Annotated in this window: 22 protein-coding genes and 1 tRNA gene; 10 read left to right on the forward strand and 13 right to left on the reverse strand. The window is 66.9% G+C overall.

What is annotated here, in order from left to right:
• The first annotated feature begins 5 nt into the window (after window positions 1-5).
• Entirely contained in the window at window positions 6-395 is a 390-nt protein-coding gene (locus tag J2S32_RS08115) for a hypothetical protein (protein WP_253520150.1), read from the forward strand.
• Here the strand turns inward: J2S32_RS08115 and J2S32_RS08120 are convergent.
• Genes J2S32_RS08120 through J2S32_RS08135 form a run of 4 tightly spaced genes read right to left on the reverse strand, consistent with a single transcriptional unit; the run spans window position 346 to window position 4846 of the window.
• Window positions 346-1443: a hypothetical protein gene (locus tag J2S32_RS08120; protein ID WP_253520152.1), complete on the reverse strand. Its 1098-nt coding sequence runs from the start codon at window positions 1441-1443 to the stop codon at window positions 346-348. The genes J2S32_RS08115 and J2S32_RS08120 overlap by 50 nt on opposite strands.
• Window positions 1440-2582 (reverse strand): hypothetical protein, encoded by a 1143-nt coding sequence (locus tag J2S32_RS08125; protein WP_253520154.1) that lies wholly within the window; start codon window positions 2580-2582, stop codon window positions 1440-1442. Before J2S32_RS08125 ends, J2S32_RS08120 begins: the two co-directional genes overlap by 4 nt.
• Window positions 2549-4111 (reverse strand): 2-polyprenylphenol 6-hydroxylase, encoded by a 1563-nt coding sequence (ubiB, locus tag J2S32_RS08130; protein WP_253520161.1) that lies wholly within the window; start codon window positions 4109-4111, stop codon window positions 2549-2551. Before ubiB ends, J2S32_RS08125 begins: the two co-directional genes overlap by 34 nt.
• A gap of 3 nt (window positions 4112-4114) precedes the next feature.
• Window positions 4115-4846, reverse strand: coding sequence for a class I SAM-dependent methyltransferase (locus J2S32_RS08135; RefSeq protein WP_253520163.1), 732 nt, complete (start codon window positions 4844-4846; stop codon window positions 4115-4117).
• Window positions 4847-5078: 232 nt separating this feature from the next.
• Here J2S32_RS08135 and mutM point away from each other — a divergent pair, with 232 nt between their 5' ends.
• On the forward strand, window positions 5079-5894 hold the full coding sequence (mutM, locus tag J2S32_RS08140; RefSeq protein ID WP_253520173.1) for a bifunctional DNA-formamidopyrimidine glycosylase/DNA-(apurinic or apyrimidinic site) lyase: 816 nt from the start codon (window positions 5079-5081) through the stop codon (window positions 5892-5894).
• A 4-nt stretch (window positions 5895-5898) separates the two neighbouring features.
• On the opposite strand, the gene J2S32_RS08145 is transcribed toward mutM, so the two are convergent.
• From J2S32_RS08145 to J2S32_RS08155, 3 genes are all read right to left on the reverse strand, one after another.
• Window positions 5899-6570: a glutathione S-transferase family protein gene (locus J2S32_RS08145; RefSeq protein WP_253520175.1), complete on the reverse strand. Its 672-nt coding sequence runs from the start codon at window positions 6568-6570 to the stop codon at window positions 5899-5901.
• 77 nt (window positions 6571-6647) lie between these two features.
• On the reverse strand, window positions 6648-7067 hold the full coding sequence (locus J2S32_RS08150) for a hypothetical protein (protein ID WP_253520177.1): 420 nt from the start codon (window positions 7065-7067) through the stop codon (window positions 6648-6650).
• A gap of 86 nt (window positions 7068-7153) precedes the next feature.
• A complete protein-coding gene (locus tag J2S32_RS08155; RefSeq protein ID WP_253520179.1) occupies window positions 7154-7525 on the reverse strand; it encodes a hypothetical protein in 372 nt (123 codons plus the stop codon).
• A gap of 114 nt (window positions 7526-7639) precedes the next feature.
• Here J2S32_RS08155 and J2S32_RS08160 point away from each other — a divergent pair, with 114 nt between their 5' ends.
• On the forward strand, window positions 7640-8032 hold the full coding sequence (locus J2S32_RS08160; protein ID WP_253520181.1) for a VOC family protein: 393 nt from the start codon (window positions 7640-7642) through the stop codon (window positions 8030-8032).
• Between the two features lie 63 nt (window positions 8033-8095).
• Here J2S32_RS08160 and metW read toward each other — a convergent pair whose 3' ends face one another.
• Window positions 8096-8680 carry a methionine biosynthesis protein MetW gene (gene metW, locus J2S32_RS08165; RefSeq protein WP_253520184.1) on the reverse strand — a complete coding sequence of 195 codons (585 nt, stop codon included), beginning with the start codon at window positions 8678-8680 and terminating at the stop codon, window positions 8096-8098.
• Window positions 8677-9780 (reverse strand): homoserine O-acetyltransferase MetX, encoded by a 1104-nt coding sequence (metX, locus tag J2S32_RS08170; RefSeq protein WP_253520186.1) that lies wholly within the window; start codon window positions 9778-9780, stop codon window positions 8677-8679. Before metX ends, metW begins: the two co-directional genes overlap by 4 nt.
• 94 nt (window positions 9781-9874) lie before the next feature.
• Between metX and hisC the strand changes: the two genes are divergently transcribed.
• Together hisC and J2S32_RS08180 are read left to right on the forward strand one after the other, a co-directional pair.
• Window positions 9875-10975 (forward strand): histidinol-phosphate transaminase, encoded by a 1101-nt coding sequence (gene hisC / locus J2S32_RS08175; protein ID WP_253520189.1) that lies wholly within the window; start codon window positions 9875-9877, stop codon window positions 10973-10975.
• Window positions 10972-11877, forward strand: coding sequence for a prephenate/arogenate dehydrogenase family protein (locus J2S32_RS08180; RefSeq protein ID WP_253520191.1), 906 nt, complete (start codon window positions 10972-10974; stop codon window positions 11875-11877). The genes hisC and J2S32_RS08180 overlap by 4 nt, the downstream gene beginning before the upstream one ends.
• A 45-nt stretch (window positions 11878-11922) precedes the next feature.
• On the opposite strand, the gene J2S32_RS08185 is transcribed toward J2S32_RS08180, so the two are convergent.
• The 4 genes from J2S32_RS08185 to ftsE are packed head-to-tail and all read right to left on the reverse strand — an operon-like array spanning window position 11923 to window position 14790.
• The gene (locus J2S32_RS08185; RefSeq protein ID WP_253520193.1) at window positions 11923-12600 is read right to left on the reverse strand and encodes a lysophospholipid acyltransferase family protein; all 678 of its coding nucleotides are present in this window, start codon (window positions 12598-12600) and stop codon (window positions 11923-11925) included.
• An 8-nt stretch (window positions 12601-12608) separates the two neighbouring features.
• Window positions 12609-13139: a YdcF family protein gene (locus J2S32_RS08190; protein WP_253520198.1), complete on the reverse strand. Its 531-nt coding sequence runs from the start codon at window positions 13137-13139 to the stop codon at window positions 12609-12611.
• Window positions 13136-14068 (reverse strand): cell division protein FtsX, encoded by a 933-nt coding sequence (locus J2S32_RS08195; RefSeq protein WP_253520200.1) that lies wholly within the window; start codon window positions 14066-14068, stop codon window positions 13136-13138. Before J2S32_RS08195 ends, J2S32_RS08190 begins: the two co-directional genes overlap by 4 nt.
• On the reverse strand, window positions 14065-14790 hold the full coding sequence (gene ftsE, locus J2S32_RS08200) for a cell division ATP-binding protein FtsE (RefSeq protein WP_253520202.1): 726 nt from the start codon (window positions 14788-14790) through the stop codon (window positions 14065-14067). The genes J2S32_RS08195 and ftsE overlap by 4 nt, the downstream gene beginning before the upstream one ends.
• A 155-nt stretch (window positions 14791-14945) precedes the next feature.
• Here ftsE and J2S32_RS08205 point away from each other — a divergent pair, with 155 nt between their 5' ends.
• The 5 genes from J2S32_RS08205 (at window position 14946) to J2S32_RS08225 (ending at window position 18597) form a co-directional block, all read left to right on the forward strand.
• Window positions 14946-15824, forward strand: coding sequence for an MJ0042-type zinc finger domain-containing protein (locus J2S32_RS08205; protein WP_253520205.1), 879 nt, complete (start codon window positions 14946-14948; stop codon window positions 15822-15824).
• 110 nt (window positions 15825-15934) lie between these two features.
• Window positions 15935-16021 (forward strand) — tRNA-Leu (locus tag J2S32_RS08210).
• A gap of 160 nt (window positions 16022-16181) precedes the next feature.
• Entirely contained in the window at window positions 16182-16559 is a 378-nt protein-coding gene (locus J2S32_RS08215) for a hypothetical protein (RefSeq protein WP_253520207.1), read from the forward strand.
• Window positions 16560-16664: 105 nt separating this feature from the next.
• Complete coding sequence (locus tag J2S32_RS08220) at window positions 16665-16994, forward strand: UrcA family protein (protein WP_253520209.1); 330 nt, start codon at window positions 16665-16667, stop codon at window positions 16992-16994.
• 37 nt (window positions 16995-17031) lie between these two features.
• Window positions 17032-18597 (forward strand): tetratricopeptide repeat-containing sulfotransferase family protein, encoded by a 1566-nt coding sequence (locus J2S32_RS08225; protein ID WP_253520212.1) that lies wholly within the window; start codon window positions 17032-17034, stop codon window positions 18595-18597.
• The last annotated feature ends 50 nt before the right edge of the window (window positions 18598-18647 follow it).

Raw genomic sequence — 18647 nt, forward strand, 5'->3', positions numbered from 1 at the left:
TTCCGATGCATGTGATTCTAAGCGCGATACTACTCGCGCTGGCGATACTCGACCTGGTGCTGGGGACGAGTTTCCTGGTCGACCCGGACAGTGCGGCAGCCGATTTCGGCATTGCTATCGTCACCACGCACGGCGAATCGACGCTGCGCGGGGATATGACCGCGTTCTTCTATGTCACGGCCTTGTCGCTCGCCTGGGGCGCGTGGAAGCGGCGCGGCGACGTAATGCTGCCCGCGCTGGGCCTGTTCGGCATTGCGTTGACCGGTCGCCTTATCAACCTGGTGGCGCAGGGCCCCTATGAGGGCTGGATCGTGCCGGTGGGCGTGGAGGCGTTCCATTGCCTTGTCATCGTCCTGGCGATGCGGGCGTGGGGCTGGCCGAAGAAGGACGCCTGAGCGCTACGGCGAGATCGGCGACAGCGCACGGCAGGAAGGCGAGGCCGACCCCGTAGGCGGGAATGAACAGCCCCATCCAGTAAAGGTTCTCCTGCCGCGCGAAGATCGCGGCGGCGGCGATGAACCCGGCGAACCACAGGCTGGCCAGCGCGCCCAGCCTGCCGCCTGCGGCAAACCAGCCGAGCAGCGGGAGCACCCCCAGCGGTCCCGCGAGCCAGGTCGGGAGTGTCTGCAGCAGGGTGGAGATATGGATGCCGTAGAGCGGCAAGGCGGGGCCCAGCAGCCCGTGCCACCCGGAGGAGACGAGATCGCCGGGCTGGCGGATACTCGCCACCGCCGCAGCGTGCAGCGCCAGCCCGAGCGCGAGCAGCGCGAGAACCACGGCGATCGCGCGCGCCTGTCGCCGGTCTTGCGCCACCAGGGCAACTGCGCCCCAGGCGAGCAGGAAGGGCAGCGCCAGTTCGCGCAGTGCCACTGCGCAGGTCGCGAGCAGGAGCCCGCCTATCGGGGCATTGCGCGCGGCAAGCGCCAGCGCGAGCGACAGCATCATCCCGGCAAGGATTTCATGGCTGAACGGGATATCGGCAATAAACGAGACCATGCCGAACAGACCGGCAAGGCCCGCCCCCGCCAATCCTTCGAACCGCCCCCGATCGCGCAAGGCCACGAACCAGGCGAGGATATTGGCGGCCCATAGGACTACCGCGATGATCCGCCAGCCGTCTTCGCCCCATAGCGCGCTTGTCCACGCCAGCACGGGCGTGCGCACGGTCACGAAGGGGCTGGTGGGCATGGCGAAGCTGCGATGCTCGATCGCCGCCGCCGCATAGTAATCCTCGCCCGCGGCAACGCGCGCATTGATCGCGCGGTAGAGGTCCATATCGACCCGCTCGCCGCGGCCAAGCCGCTCGGCGACATCCGCCTCATGCGCGGTGTTGCGCGTTTCCAGCGCAAAGCTGTTCCACACAGCTGCAAGCAGCGTCACCAATACCAGCGCCAGCGCCGCCCAGCGCGGCAGGCGCGACAGCGGCCGTGCGGGCAAGGTCATGCCCGCCCCCGCGCGGAGCGCATCAGCGAGGAAAGCGCCATTGGCAGGAAAGCGAGACCGATGAACATGGCCGGCGCGACCACCGCGCCCCAGTAGAAATTGTTCGCCCGCCCGGCGAGCATGAAGGCGAGGCCATAGCCGAGATAAAGCAAAGTACCCGTGGTCCCTGCTGGGGATTTCCAACCGGCCCAGCCGAGCACCATCAGCACGACCAGCGGACCCGCGATGGCATGCGGCAGGAAGCGCAGGTTCGAACTCAGCACGATATTGCCAAGCCAGCCCGACAGCCCGCGCAGCACCAGCCAATCAGGGCTGGAGGGATCGCCCGGCGCCACCTGCGGCGCGAGCTGCGCCCAATGCCACGTGATCGCGCCGAGGAAGACCGCGATCAGCGCGCCCCATGCCGCGGCTTCCTTCCAGTCGCGGCGCCACACGGCCATTGCCCCCAGCAACAGCACGAACGGCAGGGCATGTTCGCGGATCGCCAGCGCCAGTGCGGCGACTGCCAGCGACCAGCCCCAGCGGCCCGGCCGATGGAGGCCGAAGGCCAGCGCGACGAGCATCCCCGCCCACAATTCGTGCAGGACGAAGTAATAGCGGTTGAGGCCGAGCGATGCGCCCATCAGCATCAGCGCGGCGCCGACCCGGCGCATCCGCGGGCCGCCGGGTTCTTCGCCCAGCCGCCGCCACCATGCCCACACGGTCGCCGCCATCAGGGCGATCGCCAGCGCGATCATGCCGCCCTCGCCCAGCCATGCATGGACATAGGCGAGCGTGGGCAGGCGCACGGCAAAGCCGGGGCGCACGGGATAATCGTGCGCGCGCTGTTCCTCGACGATGAAGTCGTAATAGGCCTCGCCGCGCGCAATCCGCTCGATCACGGCATCGTAGAAGGCGAGATCGTCGTCGCGCGGGGGTTCGGCGCTGGCTGCCGGTGTGCTCTGCGCCGGACTCGATGCGGGCGCTGCCGTCTCATCGCGATCGACTGCCAATGGCGTCAGCGCGGCGAGCACCAGCAGGATCGCCGCCAGCGCGAGCAACACCCGCGCGGGCCATGCCCCCCAATGGGCGAAGCGGTCCCAGGCGGGCACCGCGCCGCCGCTGCCTAGCCGATCCACCCCTGCGTTATCGCTGCCCATGTAGCGAGCCCCCCTGCCACTGCCGCAACGGCATAGCCCAGCCAGCCGCGATCATGCTCCTTGCGGCGGCGCCTTTCCCCCATCAATTCGATATCGGGGAGCGGGGGCGGCTCGGGCGCGCCGCCCTTGGGCGGGAAACGATCCTCGATCCGGCGCACCAGTTCGGGGATCCGCAGGAAGGTCGCGGTATCTTCGCGGATGCGATCGGCGATCGCCGCTTCGGGGCCGAGCTCGTCGCGAATCCAGCTGCGCACATAGGGCGCGCTGACATCCCACATGTTGATCGTGGGATCGAGCTGCGTGGCGATGCCCTCGACCATCACCATGGTCTTTTGCAGCAACAGCAAATGCGGCTGCGTCTGCATGTCGAAATCGCGCGTGATCGCGAACAGCCCGTCGAGCATCTGGCCGACCGAAAGTTCGCTCACCGGCTTGCCGCGCATCGGCTCGCCCACCGCGCGCAGCGCGGTCGCGAACTCGTCGACATTGTGATAGCTGGGCACGTATTGCGCCTCGAAATGGATTTCGGCGACGCGTTTGTAGTTGCCCGTCGTCAGCCCGTAGAGGATTTCCGCCAGCCACATCCGCGCGCGGCGGTCGATCCGCCCCATGATCCCGAAATCGATCGCGGCGATCGTCCCGTCGGCTTTCACGAACAGATTGCCCTGGTGCATATCCGCGTGGAAGAAACCTGCCGCGATCGCCTGCTTGAGAAATGCGAGCACCAACCGGCTGGCGAGGTCCTTGGTATCGTGTCCCGCAGCCTTCAGCGCGGCGACATCGCTGATCTTGATCCCGTCGATCCAGTCGACCGTCAGCACGCGGCCATTGGTGCGGTCCCAGTCGATACCCGGAATGTCATAGCCCGCCGTGCCGACCATATGCTCGGCCAGTTCGGACGCGCTGGCCGCCTCGCGCCGCAGATCGAGCTCGCGATTGGTCCAGCGCTTGAAATTGGCGATGATCAGCCGCGGGCGCAGCCGCGCAGCTTCGCCGCCGAAGCGTTCGAGATGCGCGGCGGCCCATTCATAAGTGCCGATATCGCGCGCGAAGCGTTCGCGCACGCCGGGGCGCAGCACTTTCACTGCGACCTGCCGGCCGTCATTCGTCACCGCGCGGTGGACCTGCGCGATCGACGCCGCCCCCACGGGCACGGGATCGAAATCGGCCCACAGCGTCTCGAGCGGCTGCTCGAAACTGGCTTCGATGCTCGACTTGATTTCTTCGAAATCGACCGGGGGAAGATTGTCCTGCAGGGTCAGGAGGTTGCGCGCGGCATCCTCGCCGACGAGGTCGGGCCGCGTGGCCAGCGTCTGCCCCAGCTTGATCGCGGCGGGGCCGATATCGCGAAAGGCGCCCGCATAGTCGGGCTCTTTGGGCTGCACCGTGCCGAAACGGGCAATCCGCGCGAGGCGCTTTACCTGCGGCGGCGTGTTGGGATCGTTCTCGATCCCGCGCAGCGCCCCGTGGCGCGCCAGCGTGCGGCCCCACTTGAGCAGGCGCAGGATATGCGTCGAGGGTCTGGCCACCCTTTAGACCTTCCACCCTGAGTGGATCGCGACAAGACCGCCCATGATCGGCTCGACGCGGGTATTCTCGAAGCCCGCATCGCGGATCATGCGCTCGAAACCGGGCATGTCGGGGAAGCGGCGGATCGATTCGACGAGGTAGCGATAGCTGTCCTCGTCATTGGCGATGGCCTTGCCGATCTGCGGCACCAGCTTGTGCGAATAGAGGTCGTAGGCTTCCTTGAAACCGGGCCATTCGACAGTGCTGAATTCGAGGCAGTAGAAGCGCCCGCCGAACTTGAGCACGCGGTGCGCTTCCTTCAGCGCGCGGTCGATATGCGTGACGTTGCGGATGCCGAACGCGATCGTATAGGCATCGAAGATACGGCTGGAAAAGCTCAGTTCCTCGGCATTCTGGCGCGACCAGACAAGGCCGTCGATCCCGCGTTCCATCGCGCGTTCGATGCCGACATCGAGCATGTCCTGGTTGATGTCGGACACGGTCACGCTGGCGCCGTGCTGGGCCATGCGGAAGGCGATGTCGCCCGTGCCGCCCGCCATGTCGAGGATCGTCTCGCCCGGCTGCGGCTTCACCCGCTTGACGAAACGGTCCTTCCACAACCGGTGCATGCCCGCGCTCATGGCGTCGTTCATCACATCGTATTTGGCGGCAACATTGGAAAAGACCTCGCCCACGCGGCCGGTCTTTTCCGCGGCATCGATATCTTCGTAGCCGAAGGAAACGGTTTCGCTCATGCGGGGGCCTTAGGGGGAATTGTGGCCGGGGCAAAGGGGGGTTGGAGGAGTCTTTGTCGGGTGCGGGAAGCGCATCCGCGCTTCCCTTGCTGTTCCGTCCCACGCCCCCTCCCGGCCACCCATAGAATACCGTGCCGTGGGTGGCCGGGAGGGGGCGTGGGACGGAACAGGGCGCAGCGACCGAAGGGAGCGAATAGACGCCACGAGAAACCGCTGTTACGCGAAACTCGACATGCCCGAGCTCCCAGAAGTCGAAACCACCGTGCGCGGGCTGGCCCGGTTCCTCGAGGGCGAGCGGATCGTCAGCGTGCGCGTCAACCGCCCCGACATGCGCCGACCCTTTCCCCCCGACCTGGTGCAGGCGCTGACCGGGGCGACTGTTTCGGGTCTTTCGCGCCGTGCGAAATACGGGCTGATCCACACCGATCGCGATCATGCGATGGTGTTCCACCTCGGCATGAGCGGGCGCTGGCGAATCGATCCGGAGGCGCCGGACAAGCACGACCATCTGGTGCTCGCGACCGAAGACCATGTCTTCGCGCTCAACGATCCGCGCCGGTTCGGCTCGGTCGATCTGCTGCTGAACCCCGAACTCGACCTGTGGCCGCCCTTTGCCGCGCTTGGTCCCGAGCCTTTGGGCGAGGCGCTGACGCCGGAGCATTTGCGCGAAGCTACGCGTGGCCGCAAGCAGGCGATCAAGCTGCTGCTGCTCGACCAGCGGATCGTTGCGGGGCTGGGCAATATCTATGTCTGCGAAGCGTTGTGGCAGGCCGGAATCCACCCGCGCAAGGCGGGCGGCAAGGTGACCATGCCGCAGCTGAGGCGCCTGGTGCCCGCGATCAAGGACGTGCTTACCCGGTCGATCGAGGATGGCGGTTCGACGCTGCGCGATTTCGCGCAGCCCGACGGCAATCTCGGCTATTTCGCAACGCGCTTCCATGTCTACGGGCGCGAGGGCGAGGCCTGCCACCACGAGGATGGCGGCGTTATCCGGCGGATCGTGCAGGGCGGGCGGAGCACGTGGTTCTGCCCCGTGTGCCAGAAGTAGCCGGTCAGGCGTCGACCAGCGCGTAATGCGGCGGCGGCGGCAAGCCTTCCATCTTCTCGCTCAGCAGCGGGCGGAAGCTGGGACGGCTTTTCATCACCGAATACCAGTGCCGCGTCTGGTCGTGGCCCTTCCAGTCGATCCCGCCGAGATAATCGGCGACCGACAGCTGCGACGCGCAGGCGAGATCCGCCAGGCTCAGGGTCGCGCCGCCGAGCCACTGGCGGTTGTCGACCAGCCAGTCGATGTAATCGAGATGCGCATGTGCGTTCTTCATCGTCTCGCGCAGCATGCGAGAATCAGGCGGCTGGCGCAGGACGAGCCGCTTCTTCATCCGTTCGTGCAGCAGCGGCCCGGTGACATCGGCATAGAGATTTTCGTCGAACAGCGCGACCAGGCGGCGGATTTCCGCGCGCTGCAAGGCCGAGCCATTGACCATCGGGCTACGCTCGACCGTCTCTTCGAGAAATTCGCAGATCGCCTGGCTGTCCGACAGGCTGACCCCGCGCGCCGGGTCATGCAGGACGGGCGTGCGTCCGGCGGGGTTGAGGTGCCAGAATTCGTCGCGCCCCTCCCACGGATACTCGCGCACGAGTTCGTAGGCGATGTTCTTCTCGCCCATCAGCAGGCGCAGCTTACGGCTGAACGGGCAAAGGGGGAATTGGTAGAGCTGCCACATGGATTCGGTCGCCTTGCCACAAGCCGCGGGGGCGCGTCCACTGGCGTGCCGGGGGCTCTCGCTAATTTTCGTGGGGATCAGTTGCGCGGCGGGATCGCGCCGCGCATCCGCCCCGCCATGTCGCGCAGCAACGGTGCCATCGCAGCGAGGCCTTCCGCCATGGTCCCCGCAGCCTGCATGGCGCGCGGGACAGTGCGGGCGACCTCATCGCCCACCCGGTCCGCCTGCGGCACGGCGCGGCGCAAGGTGAGGTCGGGATCGATGTCACGGGTCTTCTCGCCCGCCATTTCGGCAGCGGCCTGCGCCAGCGGTGCAATCGGCATGTCGAGCAAGACTTCGGTCATCGCCTGCAGCATCAGCGCCATGTCGCGCTGATAGGCGGGATCGCGCATCTGCTCGCCCAGATCGGCCAGCGGTGCAGCAGGTGCATCCTGCGCCAACGCGGGCACGGGCAGAGTGCAGGCCGCAAGCGCGGCGGGCAGGATGAATTTGCGCATGGGGGGCCCCTGAAGCGATCGATGAGGCGATCAACGATTGGCCGCCAAGCTGGCGCACCCGCGCTGACCCTGTGCTGAACGCGGTGTCAGAGCCCTGCGGCGTCGAGCATCAACAGGCAGGCTGGCATCACCTCGTCGACCCGCTCGGGGCTCTCTTTCAGCGCTGCGTGTTCGCGCATCACCAGCCCCATGATGGTCTCGCGGCTGGCCCCGAGTTCGTCCATCAACTGCGCGGTGGTGCGGACGAAGAACTCCTGTCCGCGCTCGGCCATGACGGGATACGCCGCCGCCGCTTCCTCGCCGCTGTTTTGCGCGCGGTGGACCAGGCCGAAAGCGACCGAACAGCGCAGCGAACTGGACTGTTCGAGCGTCAGATCGGGGAGCTCGGAGGCGGCAGTCGGCGCACCGCCCGCAGCTTGCAGGAAGGACAGGGCGAGCGGGGCAAGAAGCAGGTGCATGGCATGCTTCTATACCCGCCGCGCTGAACCGCAAGCGACGAGATGCGATCGTCGCTTGTCACAATGCCACACGCGATTAAGGTGGCGAAACGAAACTCACAGGAGAGAGATACGATGTTCAACCACATCATGATCGGCACGAACGATATCGATAAATCGAAGGCCTTTTACGAAAAGGTGCTCAAGGTTATCGGTGTCGAGGGGGCGATGGACAACACACTCGACAGCGGAATCAAGCGCGTGTTCTTCATGCATGACGGCGACGTGCTCGCGCTGTCGCAGCCGATCGACGGCGAGGTGGCCACCTGCGCCAATGGCATGACCATCGGCTTCAAATGCGACTCGCCCGAACAGGTCAAGGAACTGCACGATGCGGCGATCGCCGCGGGCGGCACCAGCATCGAAGACCCGCCGGGCCTGCGCGAAAGTTCGATGGGTGCGCTGCACCTGTGCTATTTTCGCGATCTCGATGGCCACAAGATCTGCGGTCTGCATCGTCCGGGGTAGAATGCGGCGCGGCGGCGGCGGAGCACCGAGCGTGCCCGCCCGCCGCGCATGGCTGAAGCCGGCCTAGCGCGACAGCTCGAATACGGCGAATTCGGCGCGGGCATTGGCACCGATGCGCGCGATTGGGCGCTGATGCGAAAAATACCAATCGCGCTCGATCGTCGCGGATTTTTCACGCGCGAGGTCGCGGAAATCCGCGATTGTTACGTGGTGGATGTTTTGCGTTTCGTACCAGCTGACCGGGATGCTGCGCGTTACCGGCATCCGCCCGCCGACCAGCAGCGCGGCGCGGGTGCGCCAATGCGCGAAATTGGGGAAGCTGACAAAGGCGCGCGTGCCGACGCGGAGGAGCTCGTCGAGCATGCGGTCGGGCCGCACTGCGGTCTGCAGCGTCTGGCTGAGCACGGCATAGTCGAAGCCCTTGTCCGGATAATCGTGCAGATCGCGATCGGCATCGCCCTGCACCACCGACAGGCCCTGCGACACGCAGCGCTCGACGCTGGCGCCGTCGATCTCGATCCCGCGCACATCGCAGCCCAGATCGCGCAAAGCGAGCATCAGCGCCCCGTCGCCGCAGCCGATATCGAGCACGCGGCTGCCCGGCGTGACATGCGCTGCGATCACGGCAAGGTCGGGGCGCAGGCTCATCCGAGGAACCCCTGCACGACCCGGTCGAGCGCAGGCACATCGAGCAGGAAGCTGTCATGGCCATGCGGGGCGGACAGTTCGACAAAACTCACCGCGGCCCCCGCCGCATTGAGCGCATGGACCACATGGCGGCTCTCGCTTGTCGGATAGAGCCAGTCGCTGTCGAAGCTGACGAGGCAGAAGCGCGCGGTGGTCCCGGCGAAGGCATCGGCAAGCCGTCCGCCATGCTCTTCCGCAAGATCGAAATAATCCATCGCGCGGGTGATATAGAGATAGCTGTTGGCGTCGAACCGCCGGGTGAAGCCACTGCCCTGGTAGCGCAGATAGCTTTCGACCTGGAAATCGGCGTCGAAGCCGAAGCTCTTCGCGCCCTTCGTCCCGTCGGGGCGATCCTGCAGATTGCGCCCGAACTTCGCGGTCAGCGCCTCTTCCGACAGATAGGTGATATGCGCCGCCATCCGCGCCACGGAGAGCCCGCTGTCGGGCGCTTCGCCGCCGTAATAGTCGCCGTCCTGCCAGCGCGGATCGGCCATGATCGCCTGCCGCCCCAATTCGTGGAAACCGATGTTCTGCGCCGAATGGCGGCTGGTCGAGGCGATGACGAGCACGCGCTCGGTGCGTTCGGGCCAGTTCGCGGCAAGGCTCAACGCCTGCATCCCGCCCATCGAGCCGCCAACCACTGCGTGCAGCCGGTCGATCCCCAACACGTCGAGCAGCGCGACATGCGCGCGGACCATGTCGCGGATGGTGATGACCGGGAAGCGCATCGCATAGGGCCGCCCGTCGCTGGCCTCGCTGGCGGGACCGGTCGAACCCATGCAGCTGCCGATCACATTGGGGCAGATGACATGGAAGCGGTCGGTGTCGATCGGCTTGCCGGGACCGACCATGCGCTCCCACCAGCCGGGCTTGCCGGTCACCGGATGCACGCTGGCGACATGCTGGTCGCCCGTCAGCGCATGGCACAGCAGGATCGCATTCGATCCGTCGTCGGCCAGCGTGCCATAGGTCTCATATGCGACCTCGACACGCGCCAGTTCGGCGCCGCCATCGAGCGGCAGCGGGTCGGGCAGGAGCAGCGATTGAGGTTGCGCGTTCAAATCGGACCTTGGGATGAAACAATCAAACGCTGTCTCTATCGGCAAGCCTCCGGCTTGTCGAAGGGCCGTATTTCTTTCATGCGGCGAAGCTGAAATGGCAGACACACCCATCATGAAGCCCTGGATCGAAGGCATCCATGCCTATGTCCCGGGCAAATCGACCAGTGCCGACGGGCGCAAGCTGGTCAAACTGTCGGCAAACGAGAACCCGCTGGGGTGCAGCGCCGACGCGCTGGCGGCGCTGGCCGTGGACCATGCCCCCGCGGCCTATCCCGATCCCGACGCCGCCGCATTGCGCGCTGCACTGGGCAGACAGCACGGCATCGATCCCGCGCGGATCGTTTGCGGGACAGGCTCGGACGAAATGCTCAATCTCGCCGCGCAGGGCTTTGCCGGTCCGGGCGACGAGGTCTTGTTCAGCCGCTACAGCTTCGCGGTTTACGACATTGCGGCAAGGCGCTGCGGCGCGACCCCGGTGGAAGCGCCCGACGCCGATTACGGTACCGATGTCGATGCGCTGCTGGCCGCGGTGACCGAGCGTACCCGCGTGGTGTTCCTCGCCAATCCGAACAATCCCACCGGCACCTGCCTGCCCCGCGACGAGGTCGAGCGGCTCCATGCCGGATTGCCGGGCGACGTGCTGCTGGTGGTCGACCAGGCCTATGCCGAATATCTCGAGCCCGGCGAGGAGGACGGCGGGCTGGATCTCGCCGCGCACCACGCCAACGTGCTGGTCACGCGGACCTTCTCGAAGATCTACGGCCTGGCGGGCGAGCGGATCGGCTGGGCCACCGGCGCGCCGGGGCTGGTCGATGTGCTCAACCGCATCCGCGGGCCGTTCAACGTGACCGCCAGCGGCCAGCGCGCCGCGCTTGCAGCCTTGGCCGACACGAATTTCCTCGCCCGCTCGCGCGAAGCCAACCGCGAGGAGCGCAAGCGGTTCGTCCATGCGATCGAGGCGTTGGGCAATCACGGGCTGCGCGCAGTGCCGAGCAAGGCCAATTTCGTGCTCGTGCTGTTCGAAGGCGACCTCGAGGCGGAAACCGCGCTGCAGGCAATCGCCGAGGCCGGCTATGCCGTGCGCCACCTGCCCGGACAGGGGCTGCCGCAGGCGCTGCGCATCACCATCGGGACCGCGCGCCAGATGGACGACATCACCCGCGTATTGCGCACGCTTTGCGGTGCGGGCGCATGACGATTTCGCGCGTCGCAATCATCGGGCTGGGCCTGATCGGCGGTTCGATCGGGCTGGCGGTCCGCGAGATGCTGCCCGGTGTGGCGACCACCGGCTGGGATGCCGATGCCGCCGTGCGCCGCCGCGCTGCCGAACGCGGGCTGGCCGGCACCATTTGCGAAACCGCGGGCGACGCCGTGCGCGAGGCCGAGCTGGTGATCCTGTGCGTACCCGTCGGCGCGATGAATGCGGCGGCCGAGGCGATTGCCGCCGACCTTATACCCGGCACCATCGTCAGCGATGTCGGCTCCTCCAAACGCCGCGTCGGCGAGGCACTGGCCAGGACGCTGCCCGAGGCAGTGGTCATCCCCGCGCACCCGGTCGCAGGGACCGAGAACAGTGGACCCGATGCCGGTTTCCCCGAACTGTTCCGCCATCGCTGGTGCATCGTCACGCCGGGCGACACGGCCCCGCCCGCAGCGGTCGATGCGCTCACGCAGTTCTGGGAAGGGCTTGGTGCCACGGTCGAAATCATGGACCCCGCGCATCACGACCTCGTGCTCGCGGTGACCAGCCACATCCCGCACCTGATCGCCTATACCATCGTCGGCACTGCATCCGATCTCGAGGATGTGACCCGCGGCGAAGTGATCAAATATTCCGCCGGTGGCTTTCGCGATTTCACCCGCATCGCCGCGAGCAATCCGACGATGTGGCGAGACGTGTTCCTGTCCAACCGCGACGCCGTGCTCGAAGTGCTGGGCCGGTTCACCGAAGATCTCAGCCTGCTCCAGCGCGCGATCCGCGACGGCGATGGCGATACACTGTTCGACCTGTTCGAACGCACCCGCGCGATCCGCCGCTCGATCATCGAGGAAGGCCAGGACGACGCGCGGCCCGACTTCGGGCGGACCGATCACTAAAGACCGCGTGAGACTGGCGACCGGCCTGGCGCATCGGCCGAGGTCTCAGTTCAGCGCGTTGATCGCCTCGCGCACGCGCTCTTCGACTTCGGCGCGTGGCAGGCCCGGCGGGATCGGCTCGCCGAAGCGGTAAGTGATCCGCCCCGACCGCTTGAGCCGCCGATGGTAGATCGGCCCGCTGTCCACTGCCACCGGCACCACCGGCAGACCAAGCATCTTGTACAGCCCCGCAAACCCCGATTGCAGCGGCCTGCGTTCGCCATGCGGCACCCGGGTGCCTTCGGGAAAGATCACCAGCGGGCGACCATCCGCGATCAGCGCCTTGGCGTGGCGGATCATCTTCATCAGCGCCTTGGCGCCCGCCTCGCGTTCGACCGGGACCAGGCCGAAGGCGGCCGCGGCGCGGCCCCATAGCGGGATCTTGAACAGCTCCTGCTTGGCGAAGACGCTCGGGCAGTTGAACAGCGCGGGCGCATCGATCGCCTCGAAGAAGCTCTCGTGCTTGATTGCATAGAGTACCGGCTGGTCGAGCGGCGCCCCCTCGTGGACGATCTCGCAGCCGAGCATATGGGTGACGCACCAGCGTTGCCATTGCGACCAATTGCGCACCCGCGCACGGAACGCGGTCACGCTGAACGGCAGCGAGGCCAGCGACGCCGTCGTGATCAGCAGCGAGCCGCTGTAGAAGGCGAGATAGAAGGCGAGGTTGCGGAGAAAGAGCATGGGCTGCGTCAGCGCGGCAGACCTTGCGAGATCGCCGCCGCCAGCAGCTTGTTATATTCGAGATAAAGCGTCGCGAGCTGCGGGTGCGAGACCACCGCGTCCTTGACCACGCGCATATCGGGCGGCAGCGTTTCGCTGAATTCGGCGGCGGAGCGCGCCATGTGCCAGTCGGTCGTCACGAGGCGCACCGAGGTGAACTCGTTTTCCTTGAGCCATTGCGCCGCTTCGCCGGCATTGCTGCGGGTATCGACCGCGAGATAGCCGAGCTTGACGCAGCATTGCATCACCCGCCGCGAGACATCGAATTCGGCGGCGAATTCGGCGGGCGTCACATCGGGATCGACGCCCGAGACGAACATTTCGCGCGCCAGCCCCTGCTCGACCACATCCAGGCCGCGTGCGATCCGGCCCGGCCCGCCGGTCAGCACGATCACCGCATCGGTCTTCTCATCCGCCGCCGGCTGGGGCAGCGAAACGGCAAAGCCGAGGAAACCGAACGCATAGACGAGCATGACGGCAGCGAAGAGGCGGAGGATCACAACATTTTCCTGAGCGACGCGAGCACGGTGAACCGCGCCGTATAGACCGCTAGAACAACCGCCCCCACAGGGACAAGGGCCAAGACCAGCCAATCGCTGGTTTCGAGCCCGCCGCCCGTCACGAGTCCCGAATCCAGCGCTGCGAATTGCGCGCCCATCACCCAGACCGCCGCCGCTCCGAGCGCCAGTCCGAGCACGCCCCCGCCCAGCGCATCGACCAGGATCGAGCGCTGGAAGATCCGCGCGATCTGGTCGTCATTGCCGCCCAGCAGATGGACGATCTCGATCGTGTCGCGATTGCTGCCCAGCGCGTTGCGCGCCGCCAGCCATACCGCCGCCGCGCCGGTGAAGGCGAGCAGGCCGATCAGCCCCAGCGCCATCCAGCCGAGCGCCGAGAGCGCGGCGAGCACGGGAGCGAGCCATTGCGCCTGCGCATCGATCCGCGCCGCGGGGACGCGGTCGGCGAGCAGGCTGCGCAGCCGGTCGAGCGTGGCGGCGTCCGCGCCATCGCGCAGTCGCAGGTCGATGAGCGCGGGGATCGGCACCGTATCTTCGGGCGTGTCGGTGCCCAGCCACGGGGCGAGCAGGGCCTCGACCGATTCCTGCGGGACCACCGCGAGCCCGGCGACCGCCGGGTCCTGCACCAGGATGGTCGCCGCATCCTCCGCCTGCCGCGCGCGCGATTGCGGATCCGCCTCGACGATCTGGACCGTCGCGCTGCCCGACAATTCGCCGCGTGCGCGGTCCGCGAGATTGTCGAGCGCCAGCCCGCCCCCAGCCGCCAGCACGGTCAGCGCGACCATGATCGCGATCACCCATGGCATCGGTCCGCCCAGCCGCGCCTGCGGCAGCAGATGCGCGGCGCGACGGCCCTGGAAGGGCGAGCGACCGCGCTCGACCATGCGCGGCGGGACCGGCGGCTTCTTCATTCGCCCGCCCCCACCCGCCGCGGCGGATAGCGCAGCGCGCCGGTGGGATCGGACAACAGCCCCTTGTCGAGCCGCATGATCAGCGAATCGGGAACCTTGCGCAGCAGGTGGACGTCATGCGTCGCCACCACCACGGTAGTGCCCAGCCGGTTGAGTGCTTCGAACAGGCGAATCAGCTTGAGCGCCATTTCCGGATCGACATTGCCCGTCGGTTCGTCGGCCACGAGCATGTCGGGGCGGCCGATCACCGCGCGGGCGATGGCCACGCGTTGCTGCTCGCCGCCCGACAGCGTCGCCGGGCGCGCATCGGCGCGGTGGGCCAACCCGACCCAGTCGAGCATGTCGGACACCGGCCCCTGCAGATCGGCTTCGCGTACGCCCGAAACGCGCAGCGGCAGCGCGACGTTGTCGAACGCCGACAAGTGATCGACCAGCCGGAAATCCTGGAACACCACCCCCATCCGCCGGCGATAGGCAGGCAGGCGCTCGCGCGGGAGGGTGATGACATCGGTCCCGAACATGCTGATCGCCCCGCGCGACGGGCGCTGCGCGAGATAAAGCAGGCGCAGCAGCGAGGTCTTGCCCGCCCCGCTGGCGCCGGTGAGGAAATAGAACCGGCCGGGGAACAGCGTGAAGGAAACGTTCGACAGGATTTCGCGATCGGTGCCGTAACGCAGCCCGACATTGTCGAACCGGACGACCTCGTCCTCGGGCGCGCTCATCGCATGGCCCGGTCGTTCAAGAGGAAAGTTGCACCCGTCATTGTAGGAAACTGCCTATAACCGCGCTTGCATGTGGAAAAAAGCCGCTCTCGGGGTTTGCGAACAGGGCTGTCGCTTGTCGTGATTCGCAACGGGTCCTAAGGCCTTGGGTCACCATGATCATTGCCTGCCCTGCTTGTTCCACGCGCTATGTCGTGCCCGACAGCGCTATCGGGATCGACGGGCGCACCGTGCGCTGCGCGAAATGCAAACACAGCTGGTTCCAGGATGGCCCCGATGCCGAACGGCTCGCCGCGGTTGCTGCCGTCCCGGTCCCGCCGCCCGCTGCGCCATCCGCTCCCAGACCGTCACCGCCTGCGCCGCCACCGCCCCCCGTGGCGGAGGGCCCCGATCCGCAGGCGCAACCCGGCTTCAGCTATGGCGAAACCGCCACCGCGGCGCCTGTGCGCGATGCCCCCACCCGCGACGCGCCCCTGCGCGACGGGCTCGATTTCGACGAAACCACCCCGCCCTATGGCGAAGTTCAGGACGAGCTGCCGCCCGCGCCCACGCCCGAGAGCGACGATGCCCGCTCGCGCTTCGACCACGCGCCGCCGTTCCGTCCGCGCCGCAATCTCACCAAGCTGTGGACCTGGGCGGCGACGATTTTCGCGGTGATCGCGATCGGCACGATTGCCGCGGTGAATTATGCCGGCCTGCCCGACTGGGTGCCGGTCAGCCGCCCGCTGTTCGGTGCCGCGCAGCCCGATCTGGAATTGTCCTTCCCGGTCGAGCAGCAGGAACGCCGCACGCTGCCCAATGGCACCGAATTCTTCGGCGCGCGCGTGATCGTCAAGAACACCGCGCGCGAATCGCGCCCGATCCCGCAAATCCTGATCGTGCTGCGCGACCAGCGCGAACGGCAGGTCTATAGCTGGGTGGTCCAGCCGCCGCAGTCGACGCTGGCCCCGGGCGAGGAACTGACCATCAACGAGGCGGTCACCGACGTGCCCAAATCGGCGGTCTTCGCGGATATCGGCTGGGCCCCGCGCTAGCTTGCGCAGCCGCGCAACAAAGATGCTTGCGAGGCCGCAGCCTCGCTGCTAGTGGCGCGCTCCTACCGGCGGGAGCCCGTTCGCGGATTCGCTCTCGATGCAGACTGTGTGCGGTCGTGGCGGAACTGGTAGACGCGCAACGTTGAGGTCGTTGTGGCCGCAAGGCCGTGGAAGTTCGAGTCTTCTCGACCGCACCAATTTCTCCTTACCCCGATGACCGCCCTTTAGGACGTCGATATCGGCGCATGCTTGACGCTGCGACCGATTTGCGGAACACCTTAGGCAAGAACAAAAACATTCGTGGGAGAGCTTCGGCAACCCGCGCCGGTCCTGCGGCGCGCGGAAAGGAGACTCCTCATGCGCGCGACCTCGCAGTTTCTTATCGCGGGTGTTCTGCTCGCGCTTTCTCCGCCCATTTCCGCCGCACCCGCCCCCGAGGCCAGGCTGGTCCGCTGCGGCGATGACGATTGCCTGCGGGTTTCGGGCCAGCGCGAGGATGCGCGCGTGCTGGTGATTGTAAACAGCCACGAAACCAGCCCGCGGGGTGCACGGAAATGGCGCGTGGACCTCCCGCTCGATACGGTAAGACGCCTCGCGCCGCTGCATGCGCGGACGGTCGAGGTGACGTTGCGCGATCCGGACACCGGCGACGAGACGTCCGCCAGTGTGCGGCTGCCGATCGGGCTGCTGGGCGGCACGACCCGGCTGACTGCGCTCGAGGTCACCGGTTCATGAGCCTCGCTTCGATTCACCGCGAACCTTGCCAGCGCCGACACCTGGGCATATCTCCCTGCGCAGCCGCCAAAGAGCGGCGCAATAATAACGCAGGAGACGATGATCATGAAAGCTGGCCTGATGGCCCTGGCTGCGTGCGCGCTTGCGGCGCCGGCCATGGCGGAAACCACCCCCTCCGACCCCTTCGTGCAGGACAGCGCGACGCTGCACCTCGACGGGCTCGATCTTGCGACTGTCGACGGGCAGCGCCGCTTGGCCATTCGTATGAACGATGCCGCGCGCGCGGTATGCGGCGACGGCCTCGACACCGTGCATTTGCGCGCGCATGCGCGTTCGCAGGAGTGCCGTACCGAAGTCGTCGCCCGCATCCGCGAACGGATCGAAACGCGCGTCGCGCTGCAGGACACGGCCACCCGGCTCGCGTCGAGCGAGTAGGCCCCACACAGCAGGCCACCGCGCGAGGACCGCGGCGGTGAGCCTGGAGCGACAGGCGCGCGACGCGCTCGAACGCGACGACCTCCTGGGAGCGACACAAGCTGCCAAGGCGATCGTCCTGCAGGATCGCGATGCACCGGCAGGATATTTCCTGCTGGGCATTGCGGCCGAGCAGGCTGGACAGATCGACAATGCGGTCATGTTGTTGGACGCGGCCGTCCAGCGCGGCCCCCAGGCCGAGCATCTGGCCCAGCAGGCCCGGCTGCTCAGCCTCTTGCGCCGTGACGGAGAAGCCGCCTCGGCCAGCAAGCGCGCTCTCGCTCTCGCCCCCGCCGATGCACGCACGCTGGACACGATAGGGTGCGTTCTGACCCGGCTGGGCGACCACGAAGGCGCCATTGGTCCGTTCACCGCGGCGGTGGCCCGCGAGCCCGGCAATCTCGATTATCGCTACAATCTTGCCGCCGCGAGCAGCTTTACCGGGCGCGTCGATGACGCACGGCGGCATTACGAGGACATCCTGCGCGCCGATCCGGGGAATGCGCGCGCGCATTATGCACTCGCCATCCTGTCGCGCCAGACGCCCCAGACCAACCATCTCCCCCGGCTGAAACGCGCATTGGCTGCCGCGCAAGGCCCGGGCGATGCGCTGCGTATCCGCTATGCTCTGGCCAAGGAACTGGAGGATCTGGGCGATCCCACTGCGTTCGAACACCTTGCGGCAGCCAATGCGCAGCAGAAGCGCGCGATCGGCTACGATTTCGCGCAGGATGCAGAAATCTTCGATGCGCTCGAAACGGTGTTTACCAAGCCCGCAGGTGCGCTGCGCGAGGCGCCGGGCCATCCCGATACCGCACCGATCTTCGTCGTGGGCATGCCGCGAACGGGCACTACGCTGATCGATCGCATCCTGTCGTCGCATCCACAGGTCGTGTCGGCGGGTGAGCTTCAGGCCATGCCGGTGGCGGTCAAGCGGCTGGCTGGAACCGCATCGAAAAAGGTCATCGACGCAGAGACGATTGCCGCCAGCAGCACGATCGATCCAGCGCAGCTGGGCCGCGCCTATATCGAACAGGCTGCGCATCATTTGCCCGAACGAACGCCGCGCTTCGTCGACAAGCTCCCCGCCAATTTCCTGTATATCGGCCATATCGCAGCAGCGCTGCCGCATGCGCGGATCGTGTGCCTGCGCCGTAATCCGATGGATACGGTGTGGAGCAATTACAAAAATCTGTTTGCGAGCCAGTCGGCCTATTACGCCTATTCCTACGACCTCCTCGACACGGCGCGCTATTATGCGCGCTTCGACCGGTTGATGGCGCAGTGGGAGACGCTCTTTCCCGGGCGGATATTGCAGCTGGGCTATGAAGGCCTGGTCGCCGATCAGGACGGGCAGACGCGGCGATTGATCGACTTCTGCGGGCTCGACTGGGACGATGCCTGCCTGCACTTTCACAAGAACACGGCGGCGGTGGCCACGCCGAGTGCGGCGCAGGTGCGCCGGCCGCTCAACGCCGATGCCGTGGGCCGCTGGCGGACGCATGAACGCGCGCTGGAGCCGGCGCGCGCCTGGCTCGAAAAGCAGGGCATCTCCACCGGCTGAGGGACGCTTCTACAGTGCGCAAGAATCAAGAATAAGGGCGCCTGCGTAGG

This window comes from Qipengyuania citrea, from assembly GCF_024171405.1.
GTDB classification, from domain to species: Bacteria; Pseudomonadota; Alphaproteobacteria; order Sphingomonadales; family Sphingomonadaceae; genus Qipengyuania; species Qipengyuania profunda.

Bases quoted from the DNA above. Each gene is read 5' to 3' on its own strand.
- J2S32_RS08185 (WP_253520193.1), bottom strand. From the start codon at position 12,600: ATGCTCTTTCTCCGCAACCTCGCCTTCTATCTCGCCTTCTACAGCGGC.
- J2S32_RS08215 (WP_253520207.1), top strand. From the start codon at position 16,182: ATGCGCGCGACCTCGCAGTTTCTTATCGCGGGTGTTCTGCTCGCGCTT.
- J2S32_RS08115 (WP_253520150.1), top strand. From the start codon at position 6: ATGCATGTGATTCTAAGCGCGATACTACTCGCGCTGGCGATACTCGAC.
- J2S32_RS08120 (WP_253520152.1), bottom strand. From the start codon at position 1,443: ATGACCTTGCCCGCACGGCCGCTGTCGCGCCTGCCGCGCTGGGCGGCG.
- mutM (WP_253520173.1), top strand. From the start codon at position 5,079: ATGCCCGAGCTCCCAGAAGTCGAAACCACCGTGCGCGGGCTGGCCCGG.
- ftsE (WP_253520202.1), bottom strand. From the start codon at position 14,790: ATGAGCGCGCCCGAGGACGAGGTCGTCCGGTTCGACAATGTCGGGCTG.
- J2S32_RS08220 (WP_253520209.1), top strand. From the start codon at position 16,665: ATGAAAGCTGGCCTGATGGCCCTGGCTGCGTGCGCGCTTGCGGCGCCG.
- metW (WP_253520184.1), bottom strand. From the start codon at position 8,680: ATGAGCCTGCGCCCCGACCTTGCCGTGATCGCAGCGCATGTCACGCCG.
- J2S32_RS08180 (WP_253520191.1), top strand. From the start codon at position 10,972: ATGACGATTTCGCGCGTCGCAATCATCGGGCTGGGCCTGATCGGCGGT.
- J2S32_RS08135 (WP_253520163.1), bottom strand. From the start codon at position 4,846: ATGAGCGAAACCGTTTCCTTCGGCTACGAAGATATCGATGCCGCGGAA.
- J2S32_RS08150 (WP_253520177.1), bottom strand. From the start codon at position 7,067: ATGCGCAAATTCATCCTGCCCGCCGCGCTTGCGGCCTGCACTCTGCCC.
- J2S32_RS08155 (WP_253520179.1), bottom strand. From the start codon at position 7,525: ATGCACCTGCTTCTTGCCCCGCTCGCCCTGTCCTTCCTGCAAGCTGCG.
- J2S32_RS08195 (WP_253520200.1), bottom strand. From the start codon at position 14,068: ATGAAGAAGCCGCCGGTCCCGCCGCGCATGGTCGAGCGCGGTCGCTCG.
- J2S32_RS08145 (WP_253520175.1), bottom strand. From the start codon at position 6,570: ATGTGGCAGCTCTACCAATTCCCCCTTTGCCCGTTCAGCCGTAAGCTG.
- J2S32_RS08205 (WP_253520205.1), top strand. From the start codon at position 14,946: ATGATCATTGCCTGCCCTGCTTGTTCCACGCGCTATGTCGTGCCCGAC.
- hisC (WP_253520189.1), top strand. From the start codon at position 9,875: ATGGCAGACACACCCATCATGAAGCCCTGGATCGAAGGCATCCATGCC.
- J2S32_RS08160 (WP_253520181.1), top strand. From the start codon at position 7,640: ATGTTCAACCACATCATGATCGGCACGAACGATATCGATAAATCGAAG.
- J2S32_RS08125 (WP_253520154.1), bottom strand. From the start codon at position 2,582: ATGGGCAGCGATAACGCAGGGGTGGATCGGCTAGGCAGCGGCGGCGCG.